A 22,378-nucleotide genomic window follows, 5' to 3' on the forward strand; every position below is an offset into this window, starting at 1 on the left:
GTCCTGGGCAGGGGCTGCACCCATGCCGTATGCTTAAACTCTATTCATCCAAAAAGATTCCATCCCTGGTCAGAGAGTGGCCTGGATGCTTGGTCATGCCTTAAGGTGCTTCATGTTACGTAGTTTTTTAGAAAATCATGTTTTTGCCAATTTGACTTTTTTGGTGATCTTGGTCATTGGGGGCCTGTGCTACGCGCTCTTGCCCCGACAGCAGGATCCAGAGATGAATTTTAACTGGATTCAGATCACCACTATTATGCCTGGGGCTGCGGCCGAAGATGTGGAGAAACTGGTTACAGACCCCATCGAAGAGGCCTTGGAAAAGCTGGATGATGTTCGTTTTGTGGTTTCAGACTCCTTAGAAACAGTTTCCAGTATTCTGGTACGTTTTGAGGAAATGAATGCGGATGATCTGGAAAAACGTATCAATGATTTACGCCGTGAAGTACGTAACAAACAACGCGAACTGCCGGCTGATGCTGAAGATCCACTTATTATGGAGATCACCAGCTCTAATGGTTTTCCTACCTCACAGGTGGTGGTTTTTGGTGGCGGGGGTGGCGAGAATCTGCGGCGGCAGGCACGCCATGTTAAACGGGATATTGAACGGCTAAATGGTGTGGGTCGGGTGATGGATTTAGGGCTAAGAGAGCCAGAGATCCAGGTGCGTTTTGATGCCCAGGCCTTAGCGGCGGCGGGGCTACGTCCTGCACAGTTAGCCGACACCCTGAAGGCCCGTTTTCAAGATTTTTCTGCAGGTGATGTTACCATTGGCCAAGATCAGTGGATTGTTAGGGTTCAAGGCACCAGCTGGTCTCCAGAAAAGGTCTCTAACTGGCCTGTACAGGGCACTGTTGGTGAGATCCCACTTGGCTCTTTGGCCGAAGTGTTGTGGGCCAGGGCAGAGGCGGAGAATCGTGTGCAGCTCAATGGTAAGTCCGGCGTTCTGCTCTCCATTACCAAATCTCCCAACACCAATGTGCTCAAGCTGACCCAACGCGTGCGGGATTATGTGGATCAACGCAATACCCTCACCAGCCATACCGGGGTAACCCTGGCACTGGTCGATGACCAGACCCATATGATCCGGTCGGCGCTGGATGTTATGCGTTCCAACGCGTTATTAGGCTTGCTTTTTGTTGTCTTGGCGACGTGGTTATTTTTGGGGTCACGCATTGCACTACTGATTGGATTGGGCATTCCCTTTACCCTGGCTGGAACCTTTATGGTGCTCTATGCCCTGGGGGAAAGCCTGAATGTCATGGTGTTGCTAGGTGTGGTGATTGCTCTGGGTATGTTGGTGGATGATGCCGTGGTGGTGGTAGAGGGCATTTATGATCGTATCCGCCGGGGGCAGGAGGCGATTGATGCAGGTATCGATGCACTAAGAGAGGTGTTTGCACCGGTTACAGCTTCGGTATTAACAACCATGGCTGCCTTTATGCCGTTGATGTTACTCCCCGGTATCTTAGGGGAGTTTATGAAGGTGGTGCCGATGGTGGTGACCCTTGCCCTGGCCTTTAGCTTGGTTGAGGCATACTGGATGCTGCCCGCCCATGTCTCCTTTATTAAAGTAAACCTCAAAAACCCCAGCCGTACCCAGCGTATCCGCGCTAATTTAATGCATAAACTGCGGGTCAAGTATGCCCGTTTACTGATTAAAGTATTTCGTATTCCCTGGCTCTTTTTCATCACCTCGTTGATCCCGGTTATCGCGGCCATTTTTATTGTGGCAACCGGTGGGGTACGTATGGAATTTTTTGCTATGGAGAAAATTCCACTGTTCTACATCAATGTTAAAATGCCACCAGGTTCCAGCCTTGATAAAACGTTGGGTGTTACAGATCGGGTGGTACAACGGGCCCGCCAACATTTAAAAGAGGGTGAGGTGGTCTCGGTCTTTGGTTATGCGGGTCAAATGTTTACCGAAACCAAACCTATGATGGGCAATCGCTATGGGCAGGTCTTTGTTAGCCTAAATGCCGATAGAAGTGCCCGCCGCCCGGTGGATGAAATTATTGAAAGTATGCGTCAGTCGGTGACCTCTGTGCCAGGACCTCTTTCGATCACTTTTTTAACCTTAAGTGGTGGTCCACCGGTGACCAAGCCCATTGCTGTTAAGGTGAGGGGTAGTGACTATGATCGTTTGATCCCGGCTGTAAAAGAGGTCAAAAACATTGTCATGGCGATTGAGGGAACCAGTGATGTCACCGATACCCATGCCGCAGGACGACCACAATTACGGTTAAAGCCTGATGATGATGCCATCCGCCGTGCTGGCTTGACCAGTGGCGAGGTCATGCGCTTGATCCGCTTGTTGGGGGATGGGGAGGTGGTGTCGGAAATGCAGCACCGTGGAGAAAAGGTGGAGTTGCGGGTTTTAGCTCAAGATCGCCCTTTCACCGATATCTCTGGATTTTTAGCGACCCCCATTATTCTCCCTGGGGGTGAGCGAACCGAGCTTGCTCGGTTGGTGGTGCAGGAGACCGGACCTGGGGTAGATATTATTTTTCATCATAACTTCCGCCGGGCCATTACGGTTGAAGCAGAGCTGGACCAGACCAAAATTAATACCAAAATGGCCAATGATCAGATCCGCCAAATTTGGCAGGAGAAGTATGCGGCTCTCTATCCAGAAGTGGATCTGGATTTCAGTGGGGTGATGGATGATATTGAGGAGTCTCAAGCCAATATTCTGACCCTGTTTCTATTTGGGGCCGGGATTATGTATATGATCCTGGGTGCGCAATTCCGCAGTTATTTTCAACCTCTGATGATCTTAACCACTATGCCCATGGCCTTTACGGGGGTTGTGTTTGGTCTGCTGGTGACCGGCCATGCCATGAGCTTGTATACCATTTATGGGGTGGTGGCCCTGGCGGGAATTGCGGTCAATTCAGCCATTGTTCTTATCTCTGCAGCCAACAGCCGGGTGCGTGGTGGTATGAGTGTTACCCATGCCATTATCTATGCGGGCCGTCGCCGGGTGGTGCCGATTCTCATTACCAGTTTAACCACCATTGCCGGGCTTTTTTCTTTGGCCGCCGGTCTGGCAGGAACCTCGGTCATGTGGGGTACCATTGCCACTGCCATGGTATGGGGCTTGGGGCTCTCGACCCTGCTTACCCTGTTCCTTATTCCACTGTTGTACCTGATCACCATGCGTCGCTGGCATGATCGTAAGCCGGCCTGATTGCCATGTCTGAGCTACGGGAGATACCCTCTGCACAAACTGTGGAGGCTGATGGTTGCTTGAAGCAGTGGTTTCAGGGTGAGGATCTGGATCTTTTTATCTGGTTACAAGAGGGTGTGCTTTATCGTTTTCAGCTGGCCTATGATCGCCAGCGGGTAGAGCACCTGTTGCAGTGGCAAAGGGACCAAGGATTACGCCACTTCATTATGGATGATGGTGAGAGCAACCCTTTGAAAAATCAATCCCCTATAATGTTAAGTGGGGGGGCTGTACCGTGGGCCCATGTGATTGAGAAATTTGAAAAAGCATCACAAACATTGAACCAACCCTGGGTGATTAAGATCATAGCGGTACTAAAGCAAGGGGGATAAACTGCCCTCATGTTATCTTTTTTATGGATGAGATCATGGCTATGACACCCTTGGACAAACCCACCTATGCCCGCTATCTACCCGCCATGGGGTTGGTGGCACTGGCCTGTTTAATTGCCTATGCCGCCATGGCAGAGTGGTTACCGACCGAAGCACGCAGCCATGTGATTTTGGGGGCGGCCATTCTACCGTTGATCTTGGCCAATATGCTCTACTTCAGTGCCACATTGACCCGTTCCAGTCAGCCAACCCCTGTGGTTTGGGGATGGCCGCTTTTGGGCCTGTTGGCAGGTGTGGTCGTGATCGCGGCGCTCAGTTATGACCGACGTTGGGCTGTGTTGGGTGCGGTCATGGGGATGGTGGCGGTTGTGGGTACCTTTGCCTGGATCCAAAAGCGGCGTAAAAACTGTTTGGGGGACCCCCATCCAGGTCTGCGCTGGTATGAAGGTGCACTGGTTAGCCTTATGTTGGGTCTGGTCGCCATTACCGTGGGTCTGTTTATGCCCGACTATTGGGTGCCGCTACGGTCCATTCATCTCCATTTAAATCTGATGGGTTTTGTCGGGCTAACAGCGGTCAGTACCATGCAAGTTCTACTGCCTACCGCCGCAGGTTATGCGGATACCGATGCCGTACGACGGTTACACAAGCACTGGCCCTGGGCGCTGGTTGGTACCGTGGCTTTGGCCTTGGGGGCTGCTGGGTTCCGAATTTTTTATCTCATTGGGTTGGGGGCATGGTTGGTGCCTTTGGTGGCGTGGCTGCGTAGCCTGTGGTCCTTCCGGGATAAGATCTTTGATGGCGGTGGCGCTACCTGGCCCCTACTGGCCGCCGTGATAGGGTTTGTGATCATGATGTTCTCGGGCCTGTTTATTGCCCTGGGTTGGATGTCACCGGAAAACACCTTGCCGCTGTTCTTTATTGGTTTTCTCTTCCCCCTCATTACGGGTGCATTGACCCACCTGCTGCCTTTATGGTGGTGGCCAGGCTTGGAGACCCCGCTTCGTAGCGAAGCACGCAGTGCCATTGAGCTGGGTAGCCCAGGTCGGGCGGCACTGTTTGTGATCTGTGGGTTGGGGGCTATTAAAGGGTATGCCTGGGTGGCACCACTGGCTGCGGCAGGTATTGCCCAGTTTCTGCTACAACTGGTGATGGTAAAATTGAAGACTGCAAAAATGCCCCCAGGAAATACCTTTTAATCAAATGTTTTTGTTTAAAAACCTGCATAAAGAATAGGTGTAGCCAGCTGATAATTGCACGCTCTGTCTGGAGCGTGCATCCCTTTGGGTGTATAAAGAGGGGAGCTCCGCTGTATGTTACAGCAGTTAACCCCCCTGATCTTCAGGTTTCAACGGATTGAAATCATGCGCTTCTTGCTTGATCTAATGGCGATTGTGGTCTTTTTTGTGGTGTATAAGACCGATGGTATCTTCAGTGCCACCGCCGCTTTAATCGTCATGGTCATACTCAACGTCTTCTACCACTGGTATAAACACCGTCATGTGCCTTCCATGATGTGGATTACGTTGCTTATGGTGATCTTGTTTGGTGGGGCGACTCTGATCTTTCAAGATCCGGTCTTTATCAAGTGGAAGCCCACCATCTTGCAATGGTTGTTGGCCACCGGTTTTCTGGCCAGCCATATCATTGGGAAGCGGGTACTTGTGCAGCGTATGCTGGATAATCAAATCACCATGCCCAATGAAAAATGGCGGGTGCTTAATGCGGCGTGGGTCGTGTTTATGCTCTTTTCAGGAACCCTAAATCTCTATGTGGCCTATAACTATTCTGAAGAGATTTGGGTCAACTTTAAACTGTTTGGTCTGATGGGGTTGACCATCCTGTTTATCTTTGGGCAGGCATTCTATATGTCGCGTCATGGGGAGCAACCCCAAGAAGAGGGCGAGCAGGCTGATGCCTCCAGCGTAGAGGATGCGCTGAAGGCGGGTAAAGAGGCTGTCGACAATAACCCGAAGGGTTAATTAACCTCTTCTATCTTTTGCGGTGGGCAGGGGTTCCAGATCACCTTAAAGACATCTGCCCCTTCATCACCCATGAGGGTGGGAATAATCTCACAACTTCGACAGCTGTTGCAGGTGGGGGGATCGTCGCAGGTCTTACACGCCTGCACTTGGTCCATGGCCTTGGCCAAATCCGCCTCAACCCGCGCAAACAGGGCTGCCTTTTGTCGAACATCCGCCAACATGGGCGCAATAAGGTCGGCTACTTCACGGCTGGCCTGATCCCCGGTATCACTCAAATGACGCACCGTCGCCAACTGTTGAATGACCTTAATCGGTACACCGGCCTGAGCCAGATCCAGCGCTGACTGGAACCGCTGTATATCCTCTGTGGTATAAAAACGGGTACCCCCATCACTACGCTGCGGGGTGACCACGCCCTGATTTTCATAATATCGCAGGGCGCTGGTGGCCACCCCCAACGCTCGGGAAACATCCCCGATTTTTAATCGTTCCATTACAGATCCACAAGTTGGGCGGGATAACCCATATCCCGTACCTGGGTTAACACAGTACTGGCATCGGTACTATCATGATCATAGGCCACCCGCAAGAGATGAGGACGTGTCTCTGCAAAGGTTGCTTCTAAAACACCCTTAAAATTGCCAATGGTATTCAGGCAGACAGACTGGGCTGAAGCATCCAGTGAAGGATCGATGTGAATGATGGTTTTAATGCTTTCCATGGTAGCTCTCCACGCAAACAGTAGGATTGACACGCTTTTAAATTTAAAGTGAAGTTTAGATAATGGCAACATCTAATTTAAGATATATATATGTAAAGGCTAATATCTAAAGCAGCGGGGTCTAATTTTTGAGCTCAAAAGGTGGGGGCGGGACGGGGTTATATAAGAGTTAAGTATCAGATTTTTTGAAGAAGTCATTGGGGTGAGAAGTCTGCTCAGTCTGTTCATCGTCAGAGGCTTGATCTGGGGTATCCCAGTTGGTGGATGTCTCATCCTGGGGGGGCCAATCCTGGGGTAAAAACTCCCGTAACCGTTCTTCGGGGGAGGGTAGGGCTTCTTCTGGCTGTGTGGTTTTGGGCTGTGCGGGGGATGCGCTGGATTTATCGGTATACACGGCATCCAGCTCCTCATCATACGCTTGCTGGCTGGCATCTAATTCAGCTTCCAGATCCGACACCCGGCGTTGGACCCAGACCGGTTCTTCCTGTTCCTGTTCATTTTCTGACGGGGCGGAGGGCTCTGTATCCTCGGTTTCAGGGGGCTCGGGTGGGGCTGTTTCCCTGGGAAGGGTGTCGTCCCATTCCTGCTCAAACTGTTCTTCTAGGGTTTGTTGATATTCGTGGTATGCGTGATCGGCCTGTTCGAGCTCTTCCATATAGGCGTGCCAATGATCACCTTCAATACGTTCATCGGTATTCAGAGCGACCATTTCACTGGTGAGAATACCGGCAAATCCCGTTTGACGGTTATCATCGACCTGCTTACGGGTCGGTTCTACAAAGGCAATCTCCCCCCGTAAAGAGATCACCAAGTAGTTCCATGCCCAGTTCCAACCCATATGTATAAAGGAGAGCTTACCCCGTTCGATACCAGAAGGTGGGGTGCCACGAATAAGCCGATAGATCAACCAGGCGTTGAGCAAGGCGATAAAAAACACCATGCCACCTCCAATTAATGCAAGGTGTGGGTTAGCAACCAGATGTTCCAGTAGCACCCAGAGTACCAGCCCCAAGCCCACCAAAAGGATCACCAAAGCGACCAGCAGGCCAGATGTACGGCGCATGCGGTGGCGGCGTTGTTCAGCGTTCTCCTGGAGATGGGAGAATGGGATCACCGGCTCTTGGGGTCTCTTTCGACGGTGAAGATAGTGGAGTAGGCGATTGAACATGGGTTGAGGTCCTGGGAAGTTTGGCCCGGTGCTTGCGCTCATTGTAGTGGGTTCTCCCTGGGCAGGCCAAGGTATCATCGACACGCCAAGGTAATTAATCCCTGTCTAGACTAGGTATGAAGGGTCTGAAAAAATGCAGTATTTTATCATTTTTGTGCTGTTGCTTTTGGGCGCGATTATTCTGTTTTTGTGGCTGTCAGCACGGCAACAAACAGCGGATGTTGTCCAGCAGGGTGGGTTTTTTTTACCCAGTGAGGTAACAGAAGGGGCCGATGAGCTCTCTGAGTTATTAGGTGATGCTTTTCAACTGCTGATCCGCCCAGATCCTGCCATTCTGTTTGGTTTAACCTCTGGTGTATCACCAGACTATCTAATTATGGATCGTCAACATGGCCGGCCTTTGGGGTTGATTGTGTTGAACAAGGATAGTGCGCGGGTCAAACAGTTACTGCAGACAGGGTTGCCAGTTAAGGTCTGGAATGATCGGGTGGATAGTGAAGCGGTACGCGAGGCCGCATTGGCGTGGCAAAAGGGGATGAACCAGGCCCATGTGGAACCTGTTATGCCCGAATCCCCACTGCCCCGCACCCCCTTGCCAGAACCTCAAGAAGAACTGCCGCCGCTGCCACCACAACCTAAACCAGCGTCACGTACTTGTGATAAGTGTGGCAGTACCATGCAGCGCAAAAAGGTGGTGAAAGGGCAACATGCCGGCAAACGCTTTTGGGTATGTGGTAACTACCCTGAGTGTCGGACACTCATTCCCATCCAATCATCTTGATGAGATACCACATTAGATTCCTGTCAGGAGGGATCATGGGTCGTTTACGCCTGTTTATTCTTCTCACATTATTAGCTGTTATAACGGGTTGTGCTGTAGATCCCGCTTGGGAGATGCGTCAATACCGGCTTAAGCGCCACTATGATCAAGCCATTACGTGGTATGAGAACAACTATACGGCTAAAGATGATGCAGAGGTGGGGGATGAAGCGTTACAGGATCTTTGCAAAGCCTACTTTGAAGTTCGTAACTATCAAAAGTTTATGAGCTGTGCCGAGCGCTTTTTTAACATGGTACGTATGGGGGCAGCGGACACGGACTATTTTAATGAAGCACCTGCGACCATCACAGCGGAGGAGAAGAGAGCCTCGGTTATGGCGTGGCGTTCTTTAATGCGCATCGACATGGGGCGGTATGCCGATGCGATGGATGATGCCAAACAGGCTTTAGAGTTGCTGGAGAAGGTACGTTATAAAAACCGCCATGAAAAAGATAAGAACTCTGAATGGGCATATATAGAAGCCAATGTTCTTCAAGCCGCTGGTCTGTCACATGCTTTTTCTGAACTGGAATCTGAAGCGCGGCTGTACATTAAACGGCTGAGTGCTTTACGTACCCCAACAGGGGGCAGTGCTCTACACCGTAAACAGACCATGGCCCGTTTACGTATTTTAATGGCACTTAAGGATTACCAAGGGGCACGTAGCTTGGTCGAGAGCTATGATCGTACCCACCCACTGGGGTTTTTGCTCATAGCAGCCAGCTTTATCAATCCGGTTCAGGGGGTGATGCAGGCGGCCAATTTGGTGAATCAGGAAGATAATCTGCGTAATCAGCCAGCCCGCTACCTACCAGAGCGGTTTATTCTAGCTAAAGTTCTGTTTGAAACAGGTGCCACGGAGCGGGCTGTTACCCACTATACACAACTGCTGGATAATCCCTACCGGGGGAGTTTTCCTGGGCTTATGGTGGCGGCACTGCATGATCGTGGCCGTATTGCCATGGCACAAGGTAAGTTGGATGACGCGCTGGAGGATCTCAGGCAGGCTGCAGGGTGGATCGAAGCCCGGCGTGCTTCCATTCGTGATGCCACTGCCCACACAGGTTATGCCCATGATTATGACGGGGTTTACCATGATCTGATTAATCTTTTACTCAAAAAACGACGTACCGCCGAGGCCTTTGAAATCGCCGAGCGGGCTCGTATGCGTACCTTGGTATCTGATCTGGCTTATAACCGTCATTTCATCAAAGGTGCCGGTAAGGGGGCCGAACTGATTCATGCGCTGGAGACAGCCGAAGAGCAGCTGACGGTGCGTCGTTTTGATACAGACCCCAACGCCTTTAAGGATATTGAAGCGGAACCTGGTCGTTTACGCCAGCAGATAGCGCAAGAGTATCCCCATTTAGCCCCCATGGTTGGTGCGGTTGGGGAAGATGCATTGCGTCGTTTGCAAAAGCGCATAGGTCCAGGTGGCCGAGCGGTCACCTACTATCATTTCCAGGAGACACTGTTGGCGTTTGTGGTCAAGCATAAGGGGGATCCCCGTGTCTATACCCTCAATGGGGAGCGGTTGGGTGAGGCCGTCAAAGATTGGCGACGTCTGATCCAACGGCCCAGTGATGAAGAGGGCTGGAAAATTGGTGCACGATCCCTGTATGACCGTCTGTGGAAACCCCTAAAAATTGACCGCCATATCCAGCGGGTGACCCTGGTGGCCGACGGCCCACTTAGGCTCCTGCCCTGGGCTGCTCTGTTGGATGAAGCCGACCGTCCGCTCATGAAGCATCACACCTTGCATCTGTTGCCCTCTGCCACGGCTTTGGCTTGGCAAAGGCAGCCGGGCAAGATCTGGAAGCGCTATCTATTAGCCGTTGAGGGTAGCGGTGTGCTCTCCCGCAAGGGTCGCCAGAGCGAATCCGAGCGGCGCATTATGGCGCTGGCTTTTGAGAGTAAGCAGGCTGCTTTGAGTCAACAGGGTAATGACCGCCGCCCCACAGAAGTTCGTGTACTCACGGGTACCCGTGCCAGTGAAGCGGCGTTAAAACGCCATGGCCCCAGTAGCGAGCGTCTGCACCTGGATGCCATTTGGCGGTTAGAAGAAGAGCGACCCTGGAAGAGTTCTGTCACATTAAATGCCGGTTTGGGAGAGGATGGCGAGCTCTATTTGGAAGAGTTGCTCAGCCAAAGTTGGCCGGTACGGTTGGTTCTACTCCCCGGTATTATTGCAGAAGGGGACGGGGTCAGCCGGGGTCGTGGTGTCTTAGCGATGCAGAGCGGTTGGTTGTATGCTGGTGCAGACCATCTATTACATGGCATGTGGCGGTTAGATGGGGTGGATGTGGACCGGTTTATGAGCCGTTACCATCGGGTGGTGCGTAAGCAGAACCCACCACGTGCGTTACAGATGGTACAACGCGCCCTGCAACGGGATGGATTGACCCACCCTCACTACTGGGCTACGTTCCAGGTGGTGGGGCATCCACCACCTGTAAGGGTACGTACTTTGGGTATCCATAGTCGTCCGGCCACAAAAAAAGATCGACCTTAAGGTCTGAAAGTTAAAGGGCTTATGTCTACCCACACCCCTGTGTTTTCGCGTTTTTCCCGTTGGTCCATGGTGCTAATGGTCTTGGTCTTGGCTGGGTGTGGCGCTCTTCCCCCTGCTAATCTTGATCGTGCATGTGGGGTGTTTGAACATCAGCGTAGTTGGACGCGGGCGATGGAGCATGCTGAGAAAAAGTGGGGACTGCCCGTTCATGTGCAGATGGCCATTATCCACCAGGAGTCTAAGTTTCGTGCCGATGCACGGCCGCCTAGGCGACATCTGTTATGGGTTATACCCTGGGGGCGCGCTTCTTCTGCATTGGGTTATGCTCAAGCGCTCGATAGTACGTGGGATTGGTATAAACAGAAAACCGGTAACCGCGGAGCAGACCGTACCGATTTTGCCGATTCTGTTGATTTTGTGGGTTGGTATGCCCGCCAGAGCCATAAACGGCTTAATCTCTCCATGTGGGATGCCCGTAATCAATACCTTGCCTACCATGAAGGTCATGGCGGCTATGAACGGGGCACCTATAAACGCAAACCTTGGCTGATTAAAGTCGCCGCTAAAGTTGCCAAGCGTGCCCAGTTTTACCGCCAACAACTTTCCTCGTGCCGTTGATCACACGTTGTTCATACCCTATTCCACAGCAACAATGTGGCAGCAAAGGTAACTATTTTACAAAGTTGGCTGGTAGCGGCGTGCCATTTCTGCCATTATAAAGATTCTGGGATGGGGTATCTGAAGATTCTATGGGCAACATGCCTTTGGTAGGGGTACCAAAGCGACAGGAATCTGTTGTGATACGATCCGCCTGCCGGAATTTTGGTGGGTAATGCAGAAGCATAAAAGTGTTCGGAATGCTTTCCTCTGTCATTTTTTTCAATTACTCTGTTTATAAGTGAAAAAAATGGGGTAGGTGGTGATGTGGGGTGTGACGGTACGTTCTCGCCCTCTTTCGGACAAAAAAAAACCGGCAGACCCCTTGAGTAAGGACATACCGGATTTTAGAACAGGTATTGCTTTTAGCTGACCACCAAACAGGCCGTGGGGTTGTTTTCCAGCGACAGAAAACAGACCCTAGATGTTTGTACCAGCATAATTGTAAAGCTTTGTTCCATCTTACGGTTTAATCGTCCATCTGAAAAATTTTAAAAAAGAATCAGGGGTATTCCAGCCATGTGGGGTATTCGGTGAAAGAAGGACTGAACAAATTCGACCTTAATCTGTTGGTAGCCTTTGATGCGCTAATGACGGAGCGTGGGGTGACCCGTGCTGGACGTCGTTTGGGCATTACCCAGGCTGCTATGAGTAATACACTGCGACGTCTGCGCAATGCCTTTGATGATCCTCTATTCATCAAGACCGGTGCCCGGATGGAGCCCACACCCCGAGCCATGGAGCTCTCCAGCATGATTGAATCGGCTTTAAAGCTGGTTCATGTTGCGTTGGATAATGACAGTTTTGATCCCTCTTCATCCCACTATGTTTTCCGGGTGGGTATGGTGGACTACACCGTTCCGTTGGTGTTTCCGACCATGCTCGATTATCTGGAGAAGCATGCCCCCAACTGTGTCCTGGAAGTGATTAATACCGGGGATTTTCAAGGGGAGATGTTGGAGTCCGGTGAGGTGGATCTGGTTTTGAGCCGTTTGGATCAAGCACCGGGTGGCTTGAAGTCACGGGTGGTTGGCGAAATTCCTTTTGTCTGTCTCTACCGTCCTGGACATCCCACGATCAAAGAGCCTCTGACCCTGGAAAATTATCTCCAGGCACGGCATGTCCACTACTATCCGCCCAAAGTTAAAGAAGCGTTGGTTGATCTGGGTCTTAAGGCCATTGGTCAAGAGCGTAACGTCGCTGTGCGTTTAGATAGCTTTGGTATGGTACCAACCCTGGTTGCTGAGACCGATCTGGTTGCCGCTGTTACACGTAGCGCCGCCAATGTGATCGCACCAGCTATGGGGTTAAAAACCCAACCGCTACCCTTTGAAGCACCACCACTTGAGTTGGTTATGGTGTGGCATGATCGGGCTGAGGATAGTGCACCACACCAGTGGTTCCGGGAGCAGGTACTACATATGTTGACGGAATTGGATAGTACTGGGGGATGTAAATAAAAACGGACCGGCAGAGCATGGCACAGAGGGGGGGGGAGGCCGCTCCACCGATCCGTCGCGCTACGGCTACTGCGAGCAACCGTAACAACTTAGAACCGCCCACCGGTAAGCCGAAGCGGACCGTATGAGCGGGAATCAATTAACAAACGCTGATATTTATATCCGTGGATGCTAGATAACGCAACATAAAAATGGCTGTGTTGTCAGATTATCTATAGGTCATGTGTGTCAGTTTTTGTTTATGTCATTCTTTATAAAGAGAGAATCTCTTAATTCTAGAGTGACATAAAGAAGTATGAGAATAGCGTTTGTGTCGGGGCTTAATGGATGATTGAAATCGGCGAATGGTCGGTAATCAACCATCCATCAGGACTTTTTTTCTAAAGATCACATGTCAGGTTCGAGCATGAAACACAATCTGAATAAGTTCGACCTTAATCTACTGGTGGCGTTTGATACGCTGATGACCGAGCGTGGTGTGACCCGTGCTGGTCGTGCTTTGGGGATCACCCAAGCGGCAATGAGTAATACATTACGCCGCCTGCGGGAGCTCTTTGATGATCCGCTGTTTGTCAAAACGGGCTCCAGTATGGAACCTACCCCTCGGGCTTTAGAGCTATCCACTCCGGTTGCTCAAGCACTCTCGGAAGTTCGTAAGGCATTGAATCAAGAAGGTTTTGATCCTATGCTTGCAACGGACTTGTTCCGTATTGGCATGATCGATTATGCATCGGCCATGCTTATGCCAGGTTTGGTAAACCACATGAGCCAGGCTGCTCCTAAATCCACGGTGCGGGTGGTGGATGTGGGGGGGCATGAAGAGGTGGCGCATCTGGAGAAGGGGGATGTCGACCTGGTCTTCAGCCGTTTTCAGTGGGTACCACCAAAGGTTTGTCTCAACCGTCTGTTCAGTATGGAGTATGTGGCGGTTTTCTGCCCGAACCATCCAGGTGTCGAGGAGGGCGAGCTGACTATGGATGCCTTCCTCAACTCCCGTCATATTCACTATTATCCCCGTGGTATGGATAATACGGTGGTGGATGAAACACTGGCGGAGATGGGTAAAAAGCGCAATATCATTGGCAAGCTCTCCTCTTTTGGAATGTTGCCTGCCATGTTGGCCTCCAGTCATGTTATGGCGGTTATGCCAGAAGGTGCCGCGAAAGTGGTTGCACGTCCATTGGGTTTAAGGGTTGAGAAGTTACCCTTTAAAACCCCTGCACTGCGCATGGCCTTGGCATGGCACCCACGTACAGAGAGAGATCCTTCGCACGTATGGTTCCGTCAACAGATTAAACATGTGCTAAAAGAAGCGTGCTGGCGGGATGAGAGTAATTGTGACGATGGCATTATCCGGTAAGGGTGTACACGACCGGTAAGCATAAAAAAAGCAGGCCATTGGCTTGCTTTTTTTTGTGCCTTCTCCGTGGATTAAGCGTAAAAATAAATATTTATGATTAAAAGCAGACTTTGTGGATCTGTTGTGTGGATGAGACCAATCTTGTGGTCTGTATGGGTTATATCTGGGTGTAAGGCCCAAGGATTGTATCGAGATAGGCTGCGTTTGGCTGTATGAAGGGCTGGGTATGAGCACTATATCCATATCTATACCTGTAGCGCGCTACCATGCTCAAACGTGATATCCCAATGACCTTAACGCATGTATCGCCATGTACGGCATGACAAACTAGATCACAATCTTTTGCGGGGTTTGAAATCTGCTTGTTTGGATCAAGACCCGTGAGAATGGGTAGGTTGTATGGATGGGGTGTGGCAACCGCAAAAAAAAGAGAGTTACCCGGTGGGATAACTCTCTTTTAGAGGTCCAGATTGAAGAGATCTGGTTTAGCGGCGACGCCTTTTCAGGTGGGCCTCATTCAGATCGATCTTGGTGGGCATACCCTCTTCCAGCTGTTTCATAGAGCCTTGAATGGGATCATCCAAACCGGGTAGATCCTTATTATCCAACAACACCCGCACGGCAAAGCTGGTTTCAATAATCTGTTTGTCCGTAATCCCCGTCATGCGTTCTACTAACGGTACAAAATCATTAGGATTTTGTTGTAGATAGGTCTCCATGGCATTTAACCATTTATCGACCCGCTGGGGTTGGTATTTGGCCCGTACCCGACGAATCCAGTTTTCAGGAAAATAGGCATGATCCCGAAGGTAGGAAGGGGTCACTGAGCGACCAATGGCCAAGACCTCCTGCTGGGTGAGCGTATACTCTGCAGAGCGTCCGGCAAAGATCTCAACATTATCAAAGCTACCCGCGACTTCAGAACCACACCAGCCGGCACCTAGCTCAAAGATAACCAGCGTACGGGCGATCTGATCAGGATCCACCCCTTTAAGATAGCGGCGAATAAGCTCTTCCACTTCAATGGACAAACGTCGCTTAACCCCATCAAAACGCCCTTTAACAGCAACGGCATAGCGGGTTGAGGTATTTTTTGGGCGTTGGTAGTGGCGGTTGAAGAAGTAGTGCCACAACTCACCTAACAGTATGTTATTACGGTCCATAAATTGGATCCGTGTACCGATCCAAGCCCGATCATCCACACCGCCCATGACGTTCATGGGGGTGAACTCAAAACCAATACGCCGAATGGGTCGGTTGATCACACGGTAGGATTGAATGGGCGCACCGCTGGAGCTTTCACTTAATAAAAGCTGACCTTCACGGATCTGCACAGGGGGTTGCGCGATCCCCTGATTTTGATCTTGTGGGGATCGGTAAGCGGGGCTAACACGTCCACAACCAATACCGTTCATACGGGTCATGTACCATTGCTGGTCATCGTTGGTTACTTCGGTGCGCTCAAAATCATCTTTAAAAATGAGTTCGGCAGAGCGATCAGGTCGTTTGGCCTCTGCAGGGGAGATACCCACCAGCAGCAGAGCGCCCAATAGCATGATAATCTGTTTACCCATGGCCATGGATCCATCCTAAAGGTTGCGACCGGCCTTCCGTTATGGCCGGAAAAGATCTTGTTTCCATACAATCATTTATAATGCAAATTTAATGCCGTGTTCTGTGGTGAACTGTGAACTCAGCGCATGATCTGATCTGTATGCTCCCCTGTAAGCAGCGGATCTCAGGCAGGGGATGTCGGTATGCTCCAATAAGCTTACGCTTGTTTGTCCGGTAAGATCCCAATGTTTTGGACCGTATAAGGGTTGGTTTAGATATCAGGAGAGGGGGGCTATTCAGCGCCTTTGCTTTTCCAGAGCTGTTTTTTCCGATAGATGGTTGAAGGGTTGATCTCCAGTTTTGCGGCAGCCTGTGGAATGTTATGGCCACATTTTTTTAAGGCCCGTTCAATGATCTGTTTTTCCTCCAACCATAAAGGAAGAATAGCATCCTGATCGTGTGGGTGGGTTGCGGTTTGCAATGAAGGGGCTTGGGTGGTTGTGGTGCGGTGACCCGCTTTTCCACCAACCGGAGAGGGCAGCATGCTGGCCTCTAACTGGGTGCCCTCATTGAGCACGACAGCATGGCGGACCATATTTTGTAGTTCTCGTACATTACCTGGCCAGTTGTGGCCCAATATTAACTGTTCAGCCTCACTGCTGTAGCCTTCAAACTGTTTTTTCTCTTCGGTATTGTATTGTCGTAAAAGATGGTGTGCCAATAATAGAACATCCTGTTCCCGCTCGCGAAGAGGGGGAAGGTGAAGGGGGATGACGTTTAAACGGTAATAGAGATCTTCCCTAAAACGCCCTTCTTGTACCTCTCGCCACGGTTCACGGTTGGTGGCACACAAGATCCGGACATCCACCGTTTCCCCTTTTTGTGCACCGACTTTCTGTACATGACCGGTTTGCAGAAAACGTAATAATTTGCTCTGTAGATCCAGGGGTAATTCACCAATTTCATCTAAAAAAAGTGTGCCATGGTGGGCGCGTTGTGCCGCACCTTGGCGATCTGAAACAGCACCGGTAAATGCCCCCTTAACATGACCAAATAGCTCACTTTCAATGAGGTCTTTTGGAATGGCCGCACAATTAACCGGGACAAAAGGTTTGCGTTTACGTGATGAGGCTTTATGGATCGCCTCGGCACACACCTCTTTACCCGTACCGGATTCACCGGTGATAAAGATGGTTGCATTACTTGGGGCTGCATTTTCTATGGTTTGATAGACCCCCTGCATGGTGGGGGAAGCACCAATAAAACCGTGAAATTGATCACGTTCAAAACTATCTCGATAAGCTTGTACCTCAAGCGAGAGATCTTTCTGCCGCAGGGCATTGCCCATGGTTACCAACAGGCGGTTGGCGGAAAAGGGCTTTTCAAGATAATCAAATGCCCCCAGGCGGGTGGCCTCTACTGCTGTATCAACACTGCCATGGGCGGTAATAATCACCACTTGTGTTGGTAGGTTCTGTTCATGAATGGATTTAAGAATTTCCAACCCATGCATATCTGGCAGTTGTAGATCCAGCAAAATGAGATCTGGAATTTGTTGGTGTAGGTGGATCAAAGTGCTGTGACCATCTGTACAGTGCGTAACCTGCCAGTTCGGATCACTTTTAATATACTCCTGGTAGACCATGGCCATGGAGGCACTATCTTCAACCAGCAGCAGGGTATGTTGAGCAGCATCCAGAGACATGGCACAACCTTATAAGATTAAGAATGTATTAAAAACGAAGCCTAAACCTAACCAGTTTAAAAGAAAATGATCTGAGGATCATCCATACAGTGCATAAAAAGTGAATAGATGAACAAATACACACTTAATCTATGCACTTTACCTAACATTCTACCGTTACAAAAACTGTCCATAATAGAATAGTGAGGGCATAAAGTTGTTCTGTTGGACGTAATAGTTGTGTTGGCGTAATATACCGGCGTTTCTACTGTAGAAATTGATCAAATCTCAATATTTCAGTTACTTATAAAAATCTGGTTCTATCTGTGTGGCATTTTCAACGGGTTGACCAGCGCTCTGTATGGGTTAGATATCTCATAAGATCACAAAATCTCTCATTATTTTCTGTTACAAACCGAGTCTGACTTTTCTAAAAGGGCCCTGCATGTCTGGTAATGCACCGTTCACCCATGGCTACGACCACCGGATGGTTCAACGCACCTTTCTGTCTGCTTTTGTGCTATGGACGCTGGTTTTTGGTGCCTCTTTGTATTGGGACACCCATGGAGAGATGCGCTCTGTTGATGAGCTGATGCAGCTTAAGGTGGAGTCTGATTACCGTACAGCCAATACGTTGTTGCAGTGGGTTCGTAACCATGGCATGGAACATCAAAACCAGGGTGATTCGGGGCGTACGCAGCACCGTCGGCAAGCAGAACGTTTAAACCAAGCTTTTCAAATGCTTTCGGTGCCTCAAGCGGGGGCCAATCCTGATCTTAAGAACCACACCTTGCACATTCGTATGATCAGTAATGAGCCGCTAAACAGTCAAAACCACCCAGATGGGTGGGAACTGCAAGCTTTATCCGACCTGTTTGGTGGAAAAAAAGAGATACAAGGAACGGGGATTTATCAGGGAAAGCTCCATTATCGACTCTACCGCCCCATTACCATGAAACCCCATTGTCAGCAGTGCCACGCCTATACGCAACAATCGGTGGCAGCACTGGGTGTGAACGTTGGGTTAGCTCCCTATCAAGAGGCCAAAGCCCAAGCGCTTAAGGTACAGATGACCAGTCATGGTGGGGTGTGGTTGCTGGGGTCTGTTCTCTTACTGATCGGCTATCGTCGTTGGCAGCAGCATGTTCAGTTGCATCAACAACAACACCGCCGGTTAGAGCGGTTTCGCAAGCAGTTGGATCAGGCCCATGACAGCATTTTTGTGGTGGATTACCACACCAGCCGGATTATGGATGCCAACCAAACCGCGTGTGACCGTTTGGGGTATGATCTGGCTGAACTAAGACAGAAGTGTCTGTACGAATTGGAGACACGGCTCAGTAATTTGTCAGCTTGGCAGCGGTTGATGCGACGCTTTGCTCAGCAAAAAAATCTACTGTTTAAAACCCGTGTACTCTGTCGGGATGGCCGCTCTTTTCCTGTCGAGATCAATGCTCACCTTCATCAGGATGGCAGGCGACGTTTTTTAATTGGTGCGGCGCGGGATATCAGTGAGCGCTATCAAGCCGAATTGGCGCTGAGTCAACGGGAGCAAATGTTCCGCTCTTTGGTTGAGTTATCTCGGGCTATTTTTTGGCGTTATGATCTGAAAAAAGGGTGCTTTACCTATATTAGCCCAGAGAGTGAATCGATCTTGGGGTATCCTGCAGATAGTTGGTCAGGTTTGCAGTGTTGGGCAGAGCGTATTCATCCTGACGATCGCGCTTGGGCGACCAACTATTGTCAAGTTAGTACCGAAAAAGGGGAAGACCACAGCTTTAACTACCGCTGTATAACACAATCCGGTGAAGTGAAGTGGATTCATGATGTCGTCACGGTGGTTAAGGATGAGCAGGAGGAGCCCACTGAGCTTCTGGGTATTATGTTTGATATGACCCAGCGGGAGTTACAGGCGCAACAAAACCAACAGATATTGCAGGACCGGGCCGTGATTAGTGCGCTCTTGGAAGCGGCTGTTGCCTCTATGAGTCTGAAAGAGATGTTGGAGCGTGCCTTAGATGTTGTGTTGACCCAATCTCGTATCACCACATTAAACCGTGGAGCTATTTTTCTGACCGATCCGCACAAGCAGGAGTTGGTGCTTCAGGTGCATCGGGATATGGAGCTGCTGACCGATACCTGTAATCGGGTTATATGTGGTACCTGCGCGTGTGGTATGGCCTTGCAGAAAAAGCAGATTGTATTTGTGCGTTCTGACGAAGATCTACACTCGGTCTCGTATGATGGAATGCAGCCTCATGGTCACTACTGTACACCTATTATGGATGGCGAAAACTGCTTAGGGGTGTTGAATATCTACTTGGAACATGAACATCCCCGTAGTGCAGATGAAGAGGAGTTTCTTGAAGCGGTTGCCAATACCATGGCGGGTATTATTAAACGCAGCCGGGCCGAAGAGGCTCTGCAAGAGAAGAGTACCTATATTGATAATATTCTTCAGCACTCTACCGAAATCGCCATTGCAGCGACAGATTTGGAATACCGTATTACATACTTTAACCCTGTTGCGGAACAGGTGTTTGGAAAACAGGCGGATGAGGTTATTGGCCGTACGGTTATGGAGATTCACCTAGAGCAACACATTCCTGCCTATCGTTTTGATCAAGCCATAGCGGCGGTCAAAAAGGATGGGGAACATCGCTATGTTACCGAGCAGCAGCATTCATCAGGCACCCGTACCATTGCTTCTCGCTTAGCGGGTATCAACAATGGTCAGGGTGAGACCATTGGCTATGTATTGATGGCACAGGATGTGACCGAACAGAAAGCTCTGGAACAGAGTTTGTTTACAGCCAAACAGCGTGCCGATGCGGCCAACCAGGCCAAGAGTACCTTTTTGGCCACCATGAGCCATGAGATCCGTACCCCGATGAATACCATTTTAGGTATGGGGGAGCTGCTGCAAAAAACCGCTTTAAATGAGACACAGGCGGGATATTTAGAGGTTCTAAACCGTTCTGGTGAGGGGCTGCTTACTTTAATTAACGATATTCTGGATATCTCAAAAATTGAGGCCCATAAACTGACGTTAGAAGAGACCGTTTTTGATCTCTCCCTGCTGGTTTCCAACACCGTGCAGATGTTCAATTATGCCGCCAGGAAAAAAGAGATTGGCTTACAGTTGCAGTACACAGGGGCCATTCCCCCTTGGGTTTCTGGTGATCCAACCCGTCTACGTCAGGTACTGCTCAATTTAATAGGTAATGCCGTTAAATTTACCCAATCAGGCCATGTGACCATAGAGGTTGAGCACCAATCTGAGGTTGATATCCACTTTAAGGTTAAGGATACCGGCCCTGGTATTGCGGCAGAACGTCAAAAGGCTATTTTTGAACCCTTTACCCAAAGTGCGCCCCATACGGCTCGCCAACATGGGGGCACTGGGTTAGGCTTAACCATCTGCTTAAAACTGGTAGAAATGATGGGTGGTAAGCTCACTTTAGAAACCCAGGAAGGGCAGGGGAGTTGCTTTGCATTTGTCTTAAACCTGCCTTCGGCACCAGCACCTGAACCCTGCCAAACGCACCAAGAGATGGTGAGTGTGTCGTTGGATGATCAGCCCGCTTTAACCATTCTTGTGGTGGATGATGCCCAGGATAACCGCTTATTGATACAAGCGTTTATGGATGATCAGCCTCATCGGTTACTTATGGCAGAAGATGGTCTGCAAGGTGTAGAAAAATATAAGGATGCAGCACCTGACCTTATCCTTATGGATATACAAATGCCTAGGCTTGATGGTATTGAAGCCACGCACCAGATCCGCCAGTGGGAGTTGGATAAGGGAGTTGACCCCACCGTTATTATTGCACTGACAGCAGATACCATGGGGGATACGGCCCAACGTGTTATGCAGGCCGGGTGTAACCACTATATGAGCAAACCCATACGTAAAAGAGATCTACTGGCGACCATTCAGCGCTATTCACAGGATCAAGTGAATCGGCCAACAGAGGGCTAACCTCTTTTTTAGGGTGATGGTATCTTTACGCTGTGTGCGTGGTGCCTTGCGTTAGTGGTGCCATATGATAGGCTTTTTCCTAAGGTGGGTGGTTTCCCAAGGGTGGGACCACAATGGTCGGTAAGATCTTTTAGGGTAGGGCTATGGATAGCGTGGTTTTTGATACAGATATAACACCGGTTCATCCTGGAACGGTGTTGAAAGAGGATTATCTACAAGAGCTGGGCATCAACCAAAACCAATTGGCTGTTGCCATTGGGGTTCAGCCCATTCGCATTAGTCAGATTATCCGTGGTCAACGGGCGGTTTCTGCAGATACGGCACTACGGTTGGGGCATTTTTTTGGTAACTCAGCTGAGTATTGGATGCGCCTGCAAGCCTATTATGATCTGGATCTCGCCCGTCTGGAGGTTGGTGCCGTAGGTCTAAAGGCCATTCAACCCCATGCCGGTTAACGCCTAACACTTCAGTACACCCCTCCACCCTTGCAGGGGGCTTCACCCAATCCACAGGCTAAATAGCCTGCTGTGGTGAGTGCCTGCGGATCACAGACTGAAAAATTCTGATTCTCAACCGTGCAAGCTTCTCGATTTTTAGCCAAAACTATCTTTGGTCAAGCACACAGAACTTTGTTTTCATGCGTTTTGCACATGTTGCCATTCTTCTCGGAGTCATTCTCTCTGCACAGTGGTACTGAGGCAATGACAGCGCGCCTGAGTTCAGGATAGTGATACATGTGGGATATCTTCTGAGTACCAAACAGAAGAAGTGTCATATGGCCGTTTAAGCTGTGGTATGGAGCGCCTATTGGGTTTCACGATATGCACAGCAGTATGCATCGGCTTCCTTAAATAAGTTTGGCCCAACTTACTTGGTGACACTGGCCATCTATAGGGGGCGGCTACGGGCT

Annotated in this window: 16 protein-coding genes; 11 read left to right on the forward strand and 5 right to left on the reverse strand. The window is 50.0% G+C overall.

The features are described from left to right. Nucleotides 1-112: 112 nt before the first annotated feature. The 4 genes from V5T57_RS06085 (at nucleotide 113) to V5T57_RS06100 (ending at nucleotide 5,546) form a co-directional block, all read left to right on the forward strand. Nucleotides 113-3,193, forward strand: a complete 3,081-nt coding sequence (locus V5T57_RS06085) for an efflux RND transporter permease subunit (RefSeq protein WP_332890283.1) — start codon at nucleotides 113-115, stop codon at nucleotides 3,191-3,193. A gap of 5 nt (nucleotides 3,194-3,198) precedes the next feature. Next, complete coding sequence (locus tag V5T57_RS06090; protein ID WP_332890284.1) at nucleotides 3,199-3,564, forward strand: hypothetical protein; 366 nt, start codon at nucleotides 3,199-3,201, stop codon at nucleotides 3,562-3,564. 35 nt (nucleotides 3,565-3,599) lie between these two features. Further along, complete coding sequence (locus tag V5T57_RS06095) at nucleotides 3,600-4,763, forward strand: hypothetical protein (RefSeq protein WP_332890285.1); 1,164 nt, start codon at nucleotides 3,600-3,602, stop codon at nucleotides 4,761-4,763. Nucleotides 4,764-4,877: 114 nt separating this feature from the next. Continuing rightward, nucleotides 4,878-5,546, forward strand: coding sequence for a septation protein A (locus V5T57_RS06100; protein WP_332890286.1), 669 nt, complete (start codon nucleotides 4,878-4,880; stop codon nucleotides 5,544-5,546). Here V5T57_RS06100 and V5T57_RS06105 read toward each other — a convergent pair. The 3 genes from V5T57_RS06105 to V5T57_RS06115 all read right to left on the reverse strand — a co-directional run bounded on the left by V5T57_RS06105 (nucleotide 5,543) and on the right by V5T57_RS06115 (nucleotide 7,480). Then, nucleotides 5,543-6,043 carry a MerR family transcriptional regulator gene (locus V5T57_RS06105; protein WP_332890287.1) on the reverse strand — a complete coding sequence of 167 codons (501 nt, stop codon included), beginning with the start codon at nucleotides 6,041-6,043 and terminating at the stop codon, nucleotides 5,543-5,545. The genes V5T57_RS06100 and V5T57_RS06105 overlap by 4 nt on opposite strands. After that, nucleotides 6,043-6,270, reverse strand: coding sequence for a hypothetical protein (locus tag V5T57_RS06110; protein ID WP_332890288.1), 228 nt, complete (start codon nucleotides 6,268-6,270; stop codon nucleotides 6,043-6,045). Before V5T57_RS06110 ends, V5T57_RS06105 begins: the two co-directional genes overlap by 1 nt. Nucleotides 6,271-6,439: 169 nt before the next feature. Then, on the reverse strand, nucleotides 6,440-7,480 hold the full coding sequence (locus tag V5T57_RS06115; RefSeq protein WP_332890289.1) for a hypothetical protein: 1,041 nt from the start codon (nucleotides 7,478-7,480) through the stop codon (nucleotides 6,440-6,442). A 91-nt stretch (nucleotides 7,481-7,571) separates the two neighbouring features. Between V5T57_RS06115 and V5T57_RS06120 the strand changes: the two genes are divergently transcribed. From V5T57_RS06120 to V5T57_RS06140, 5 genes are all read left to right on the forward strand, one after another. Next, nucleotides 7,572-8,219, forward strand: a complete 648-nt coding sequence (locus V5T57_RS06120) for a topoisomerase DNA-binding C4 zinc finger domain-containing protein (RefSeq protein ID WP_332890290.1) — start codon at nucleotides 7,572-7,574, stop codon at nucleotides 8,217-8,219. A gap of 35 nt (nucleotides 8,220-8,254) precedes the next feature. Further along, nucleotides 8,255-10,771 (forward strand): CHAT domain-containing protein, encoded by a 2,517-nt coding sequence (locus V5T57_RS06125; RefSeq protein WP_332890291.1) that lies wholly within the window; start codon nucleotides 8,255-8,257, stop codon nucleotides 10,769-10,771. A 21-nt stretch (nucleotides 10,772-10,792) separates the two neighbouring features. Then, the gene (locus V5T57_RS06130) at nucleotides 10,793-11,389 is read left to right on the forward strand and encodes a transglycosylase SLT domain-containing protein (protein ID WP_332890292.1); all 597 of its coding nucleotides are present in this window, start codon (nucleotides 10,793-10,795) and stop codon (nucleotides 11,387-11,389) included. 572 nt (nucleotides 11,390-11,961) lie between these two features. Next, nucleotides 11,962-12,888, forward strand: coding sequence for a LysR family transcriptional regulator (locus tag V5T57_RS06135; RefSeq protein WP_332890293.1), 927 nt, complete (start codon nucleotides 11,962-11,964; stop codon nucleotides 12,886-12,888). 406 nt (nucleotides 12,889-13,294) lie between these two features. Continuing rightward, a complete protein-coding gene (locus V5T57_RS06140; RefSeq protein ID WP_332890294.1) occupies nucleotides 13,295-14,248 on the forward strand; it encodes a LysR family transcriptional regulator in 954 nt (317 codons plus the stop codon). A 485-nt stretch (nucleotides 14,249-14,733) separates the two neighbouring features. Here the strand turns inward: V5T57_RS06140 and V5T57_RS06145 are convergent, their stop codons facing one another. Beyond that, nucleotides 14,734-15,828, reverse strand: coding sequence for a hypothetical protein (locus V5T57_RS06145; protein WP_332890295.1), 1,095 nt, complete (start codon nucleotides 15,826-15,828; stop codon nucleotides 14,734-14,736). Between the two features lie 266 nt (nucleotides 15,829-16,094). Then, entirely contained in the window at nucleotides 16,095-17,507 is a 1,413-nt protein-coding gene (locus V5T57_RS06150) for a sigma-54-dependent transcriptional regulator (RefSeq protein WP_332890296.1), read from the reverse strand. 424 nt (nucleotides 17,508-17,931) lie between these two features. Between V5T57_RS06150 and V5T57_RS06155 the strand changes: the two genes are divergently transcribed. Both V5T57_RS06155 and V5T57_RS06160 read left to right on the forward strand, forming a co-directional pair. Beyond that, nucleotides 17,932-21,468, forward strand: coding sequence for a PAS domain S-box protein (locus V5T57_RS06155; protein ID WP_332890297.1), 3,537 nt, complete (start codon nucleotides 17,932-17,934; stop codon nucleotides 21,466-21,468). A gap of 143 nt (nucleotides 21,469-21,611) precedes the next feature. Further along, entirely contained in the window at nucleotides 21,612-21,923 is a 312-nt protein-coding gene (locus V5T57_RS06160; RefSeq protein ID WP_332890298.1) for a HigA family addiction module antitoxin, read from the forward strand. Nucleotides 21,924-22,378: the final 455 nt, after the last annotated feature.

The sequence above is a fragment of the Magnetococcus sp. PR-3 genome (assembly GCF_036689865.1).
Classification (GTDB): domain Bacteria; phylum Pseudomonadota; class Magnetococcia; order Magnetococcales; family Magnetococcaceae; genus Magnetococcus.

Excerpts from the sequence above, each read along its gene's own strand:
- V5T57_RS06090 (WP_332890284.1), top strand. The coding sequence starts at position 3,199 with ATGTCTGAGCTACGGGAGATACCCTCTGCACAAACTGTGGAGGCTGAT.
- V5T57_RS06125 (WP_332890291.1), top strand. The coding sequence starts at position 8,255 with ATGGGTCGTTTACGCCTGTTTATTCTTCTCACATTATTAGCTGTTATA.
- V5T57_RS06100 (WP_332890286.1), top strand. The coding sequence starts at position 4,878 with ATGTTACAGCAGTTAACCCCCCTGATCTTCAGGTTTCAACGGATTGAA.
- V5T57_RS06140 (WP_332890294.1), top strand. The coding sequence starts at position 13,295 with ATGAAACACAATCTGAATAAGTTCGACCTTAATCTACTGGTGGCGTTT.
- V5T57_RS06110 (WP_332890288.1), bottom strand. The coding sequence starts at position 6,270 with ATGGAAAGCATTAAAACCATCATTCACATCGATCCTTCACTGGATGCT.
- V5T57_RS06160 (WP_332890298.1), top strand. The coding sequence starts at position 21,612 with ATGGATAGCGTGGTTTTTGATACAGATATAACACCGGTTCATCCTGGA.
- V5T57_RS06120 (WP_332890290.1), top strand. The coding sequence starts at position 7,572 with ATGCAGTATTTTATCATTTTTGTGCTGTTGCTTTTGGGCGCGATTATT.
- V5T57_RS06085 (WP_332890283.1), top strand. The coding sequence starts at position 113 with ATGTTACGTAGTTTTTTAGAAAATCATGTTTTTGCCAATTTGACTTTT.
- V5T57_RS06105 (WP_332890287.1), bottom strand. The coding sequence starts at position 6,043 with ATGGAACGATTAAAAATCGGGGATGTTTCCCGAGCGTTGGGGGTGGCC.
- V5T57_RS06130 (WP_332890292.1), top strand. The coding sequence starts at position 10,793 with ATGTCTACCCACACCCCTGTGTTTTCGCGTTTTTCCCGTTGGTCCATG.
- V5T57_RS06155 (WP_332890297.1), top strand. The coding sequence starts at position 17,932 with ATGTCTGGTAATGCACCGTTCACCCATGGCTACGACCACCGGATGGTT.
- V5T57_RS06095 (WP_332890285.1), top strand. The coding sequence starts at position 3,600 with ATGGCTATGACACCCTTGGACAAACCCACCTATGCCCGCTATCTACCC.
- V5T57_RS06115 (WP_332890289.1), bottom strand. The coding sequence starts at position 7,480 with ATGAGCGCAAGCACCGGGCCAAACTTCCCAGGACCTCAACCCATGTTC.
- V5T57_RS06145 (WP_332890295.1), bottom strand. The coding sequence starts at position 15,828 with ATGGCCATGGGTAAACAGATTATCATGCTATTGGGCGCTCTGCTGCTG.
- V5T57_RS06150 (WP_332890296.1), bottom strand. The coding sequence starts at position 17,507 with ATGTCTCTGGATGCTGCTCAACATACCCTGCTGCTGGTTGAAGATAGT.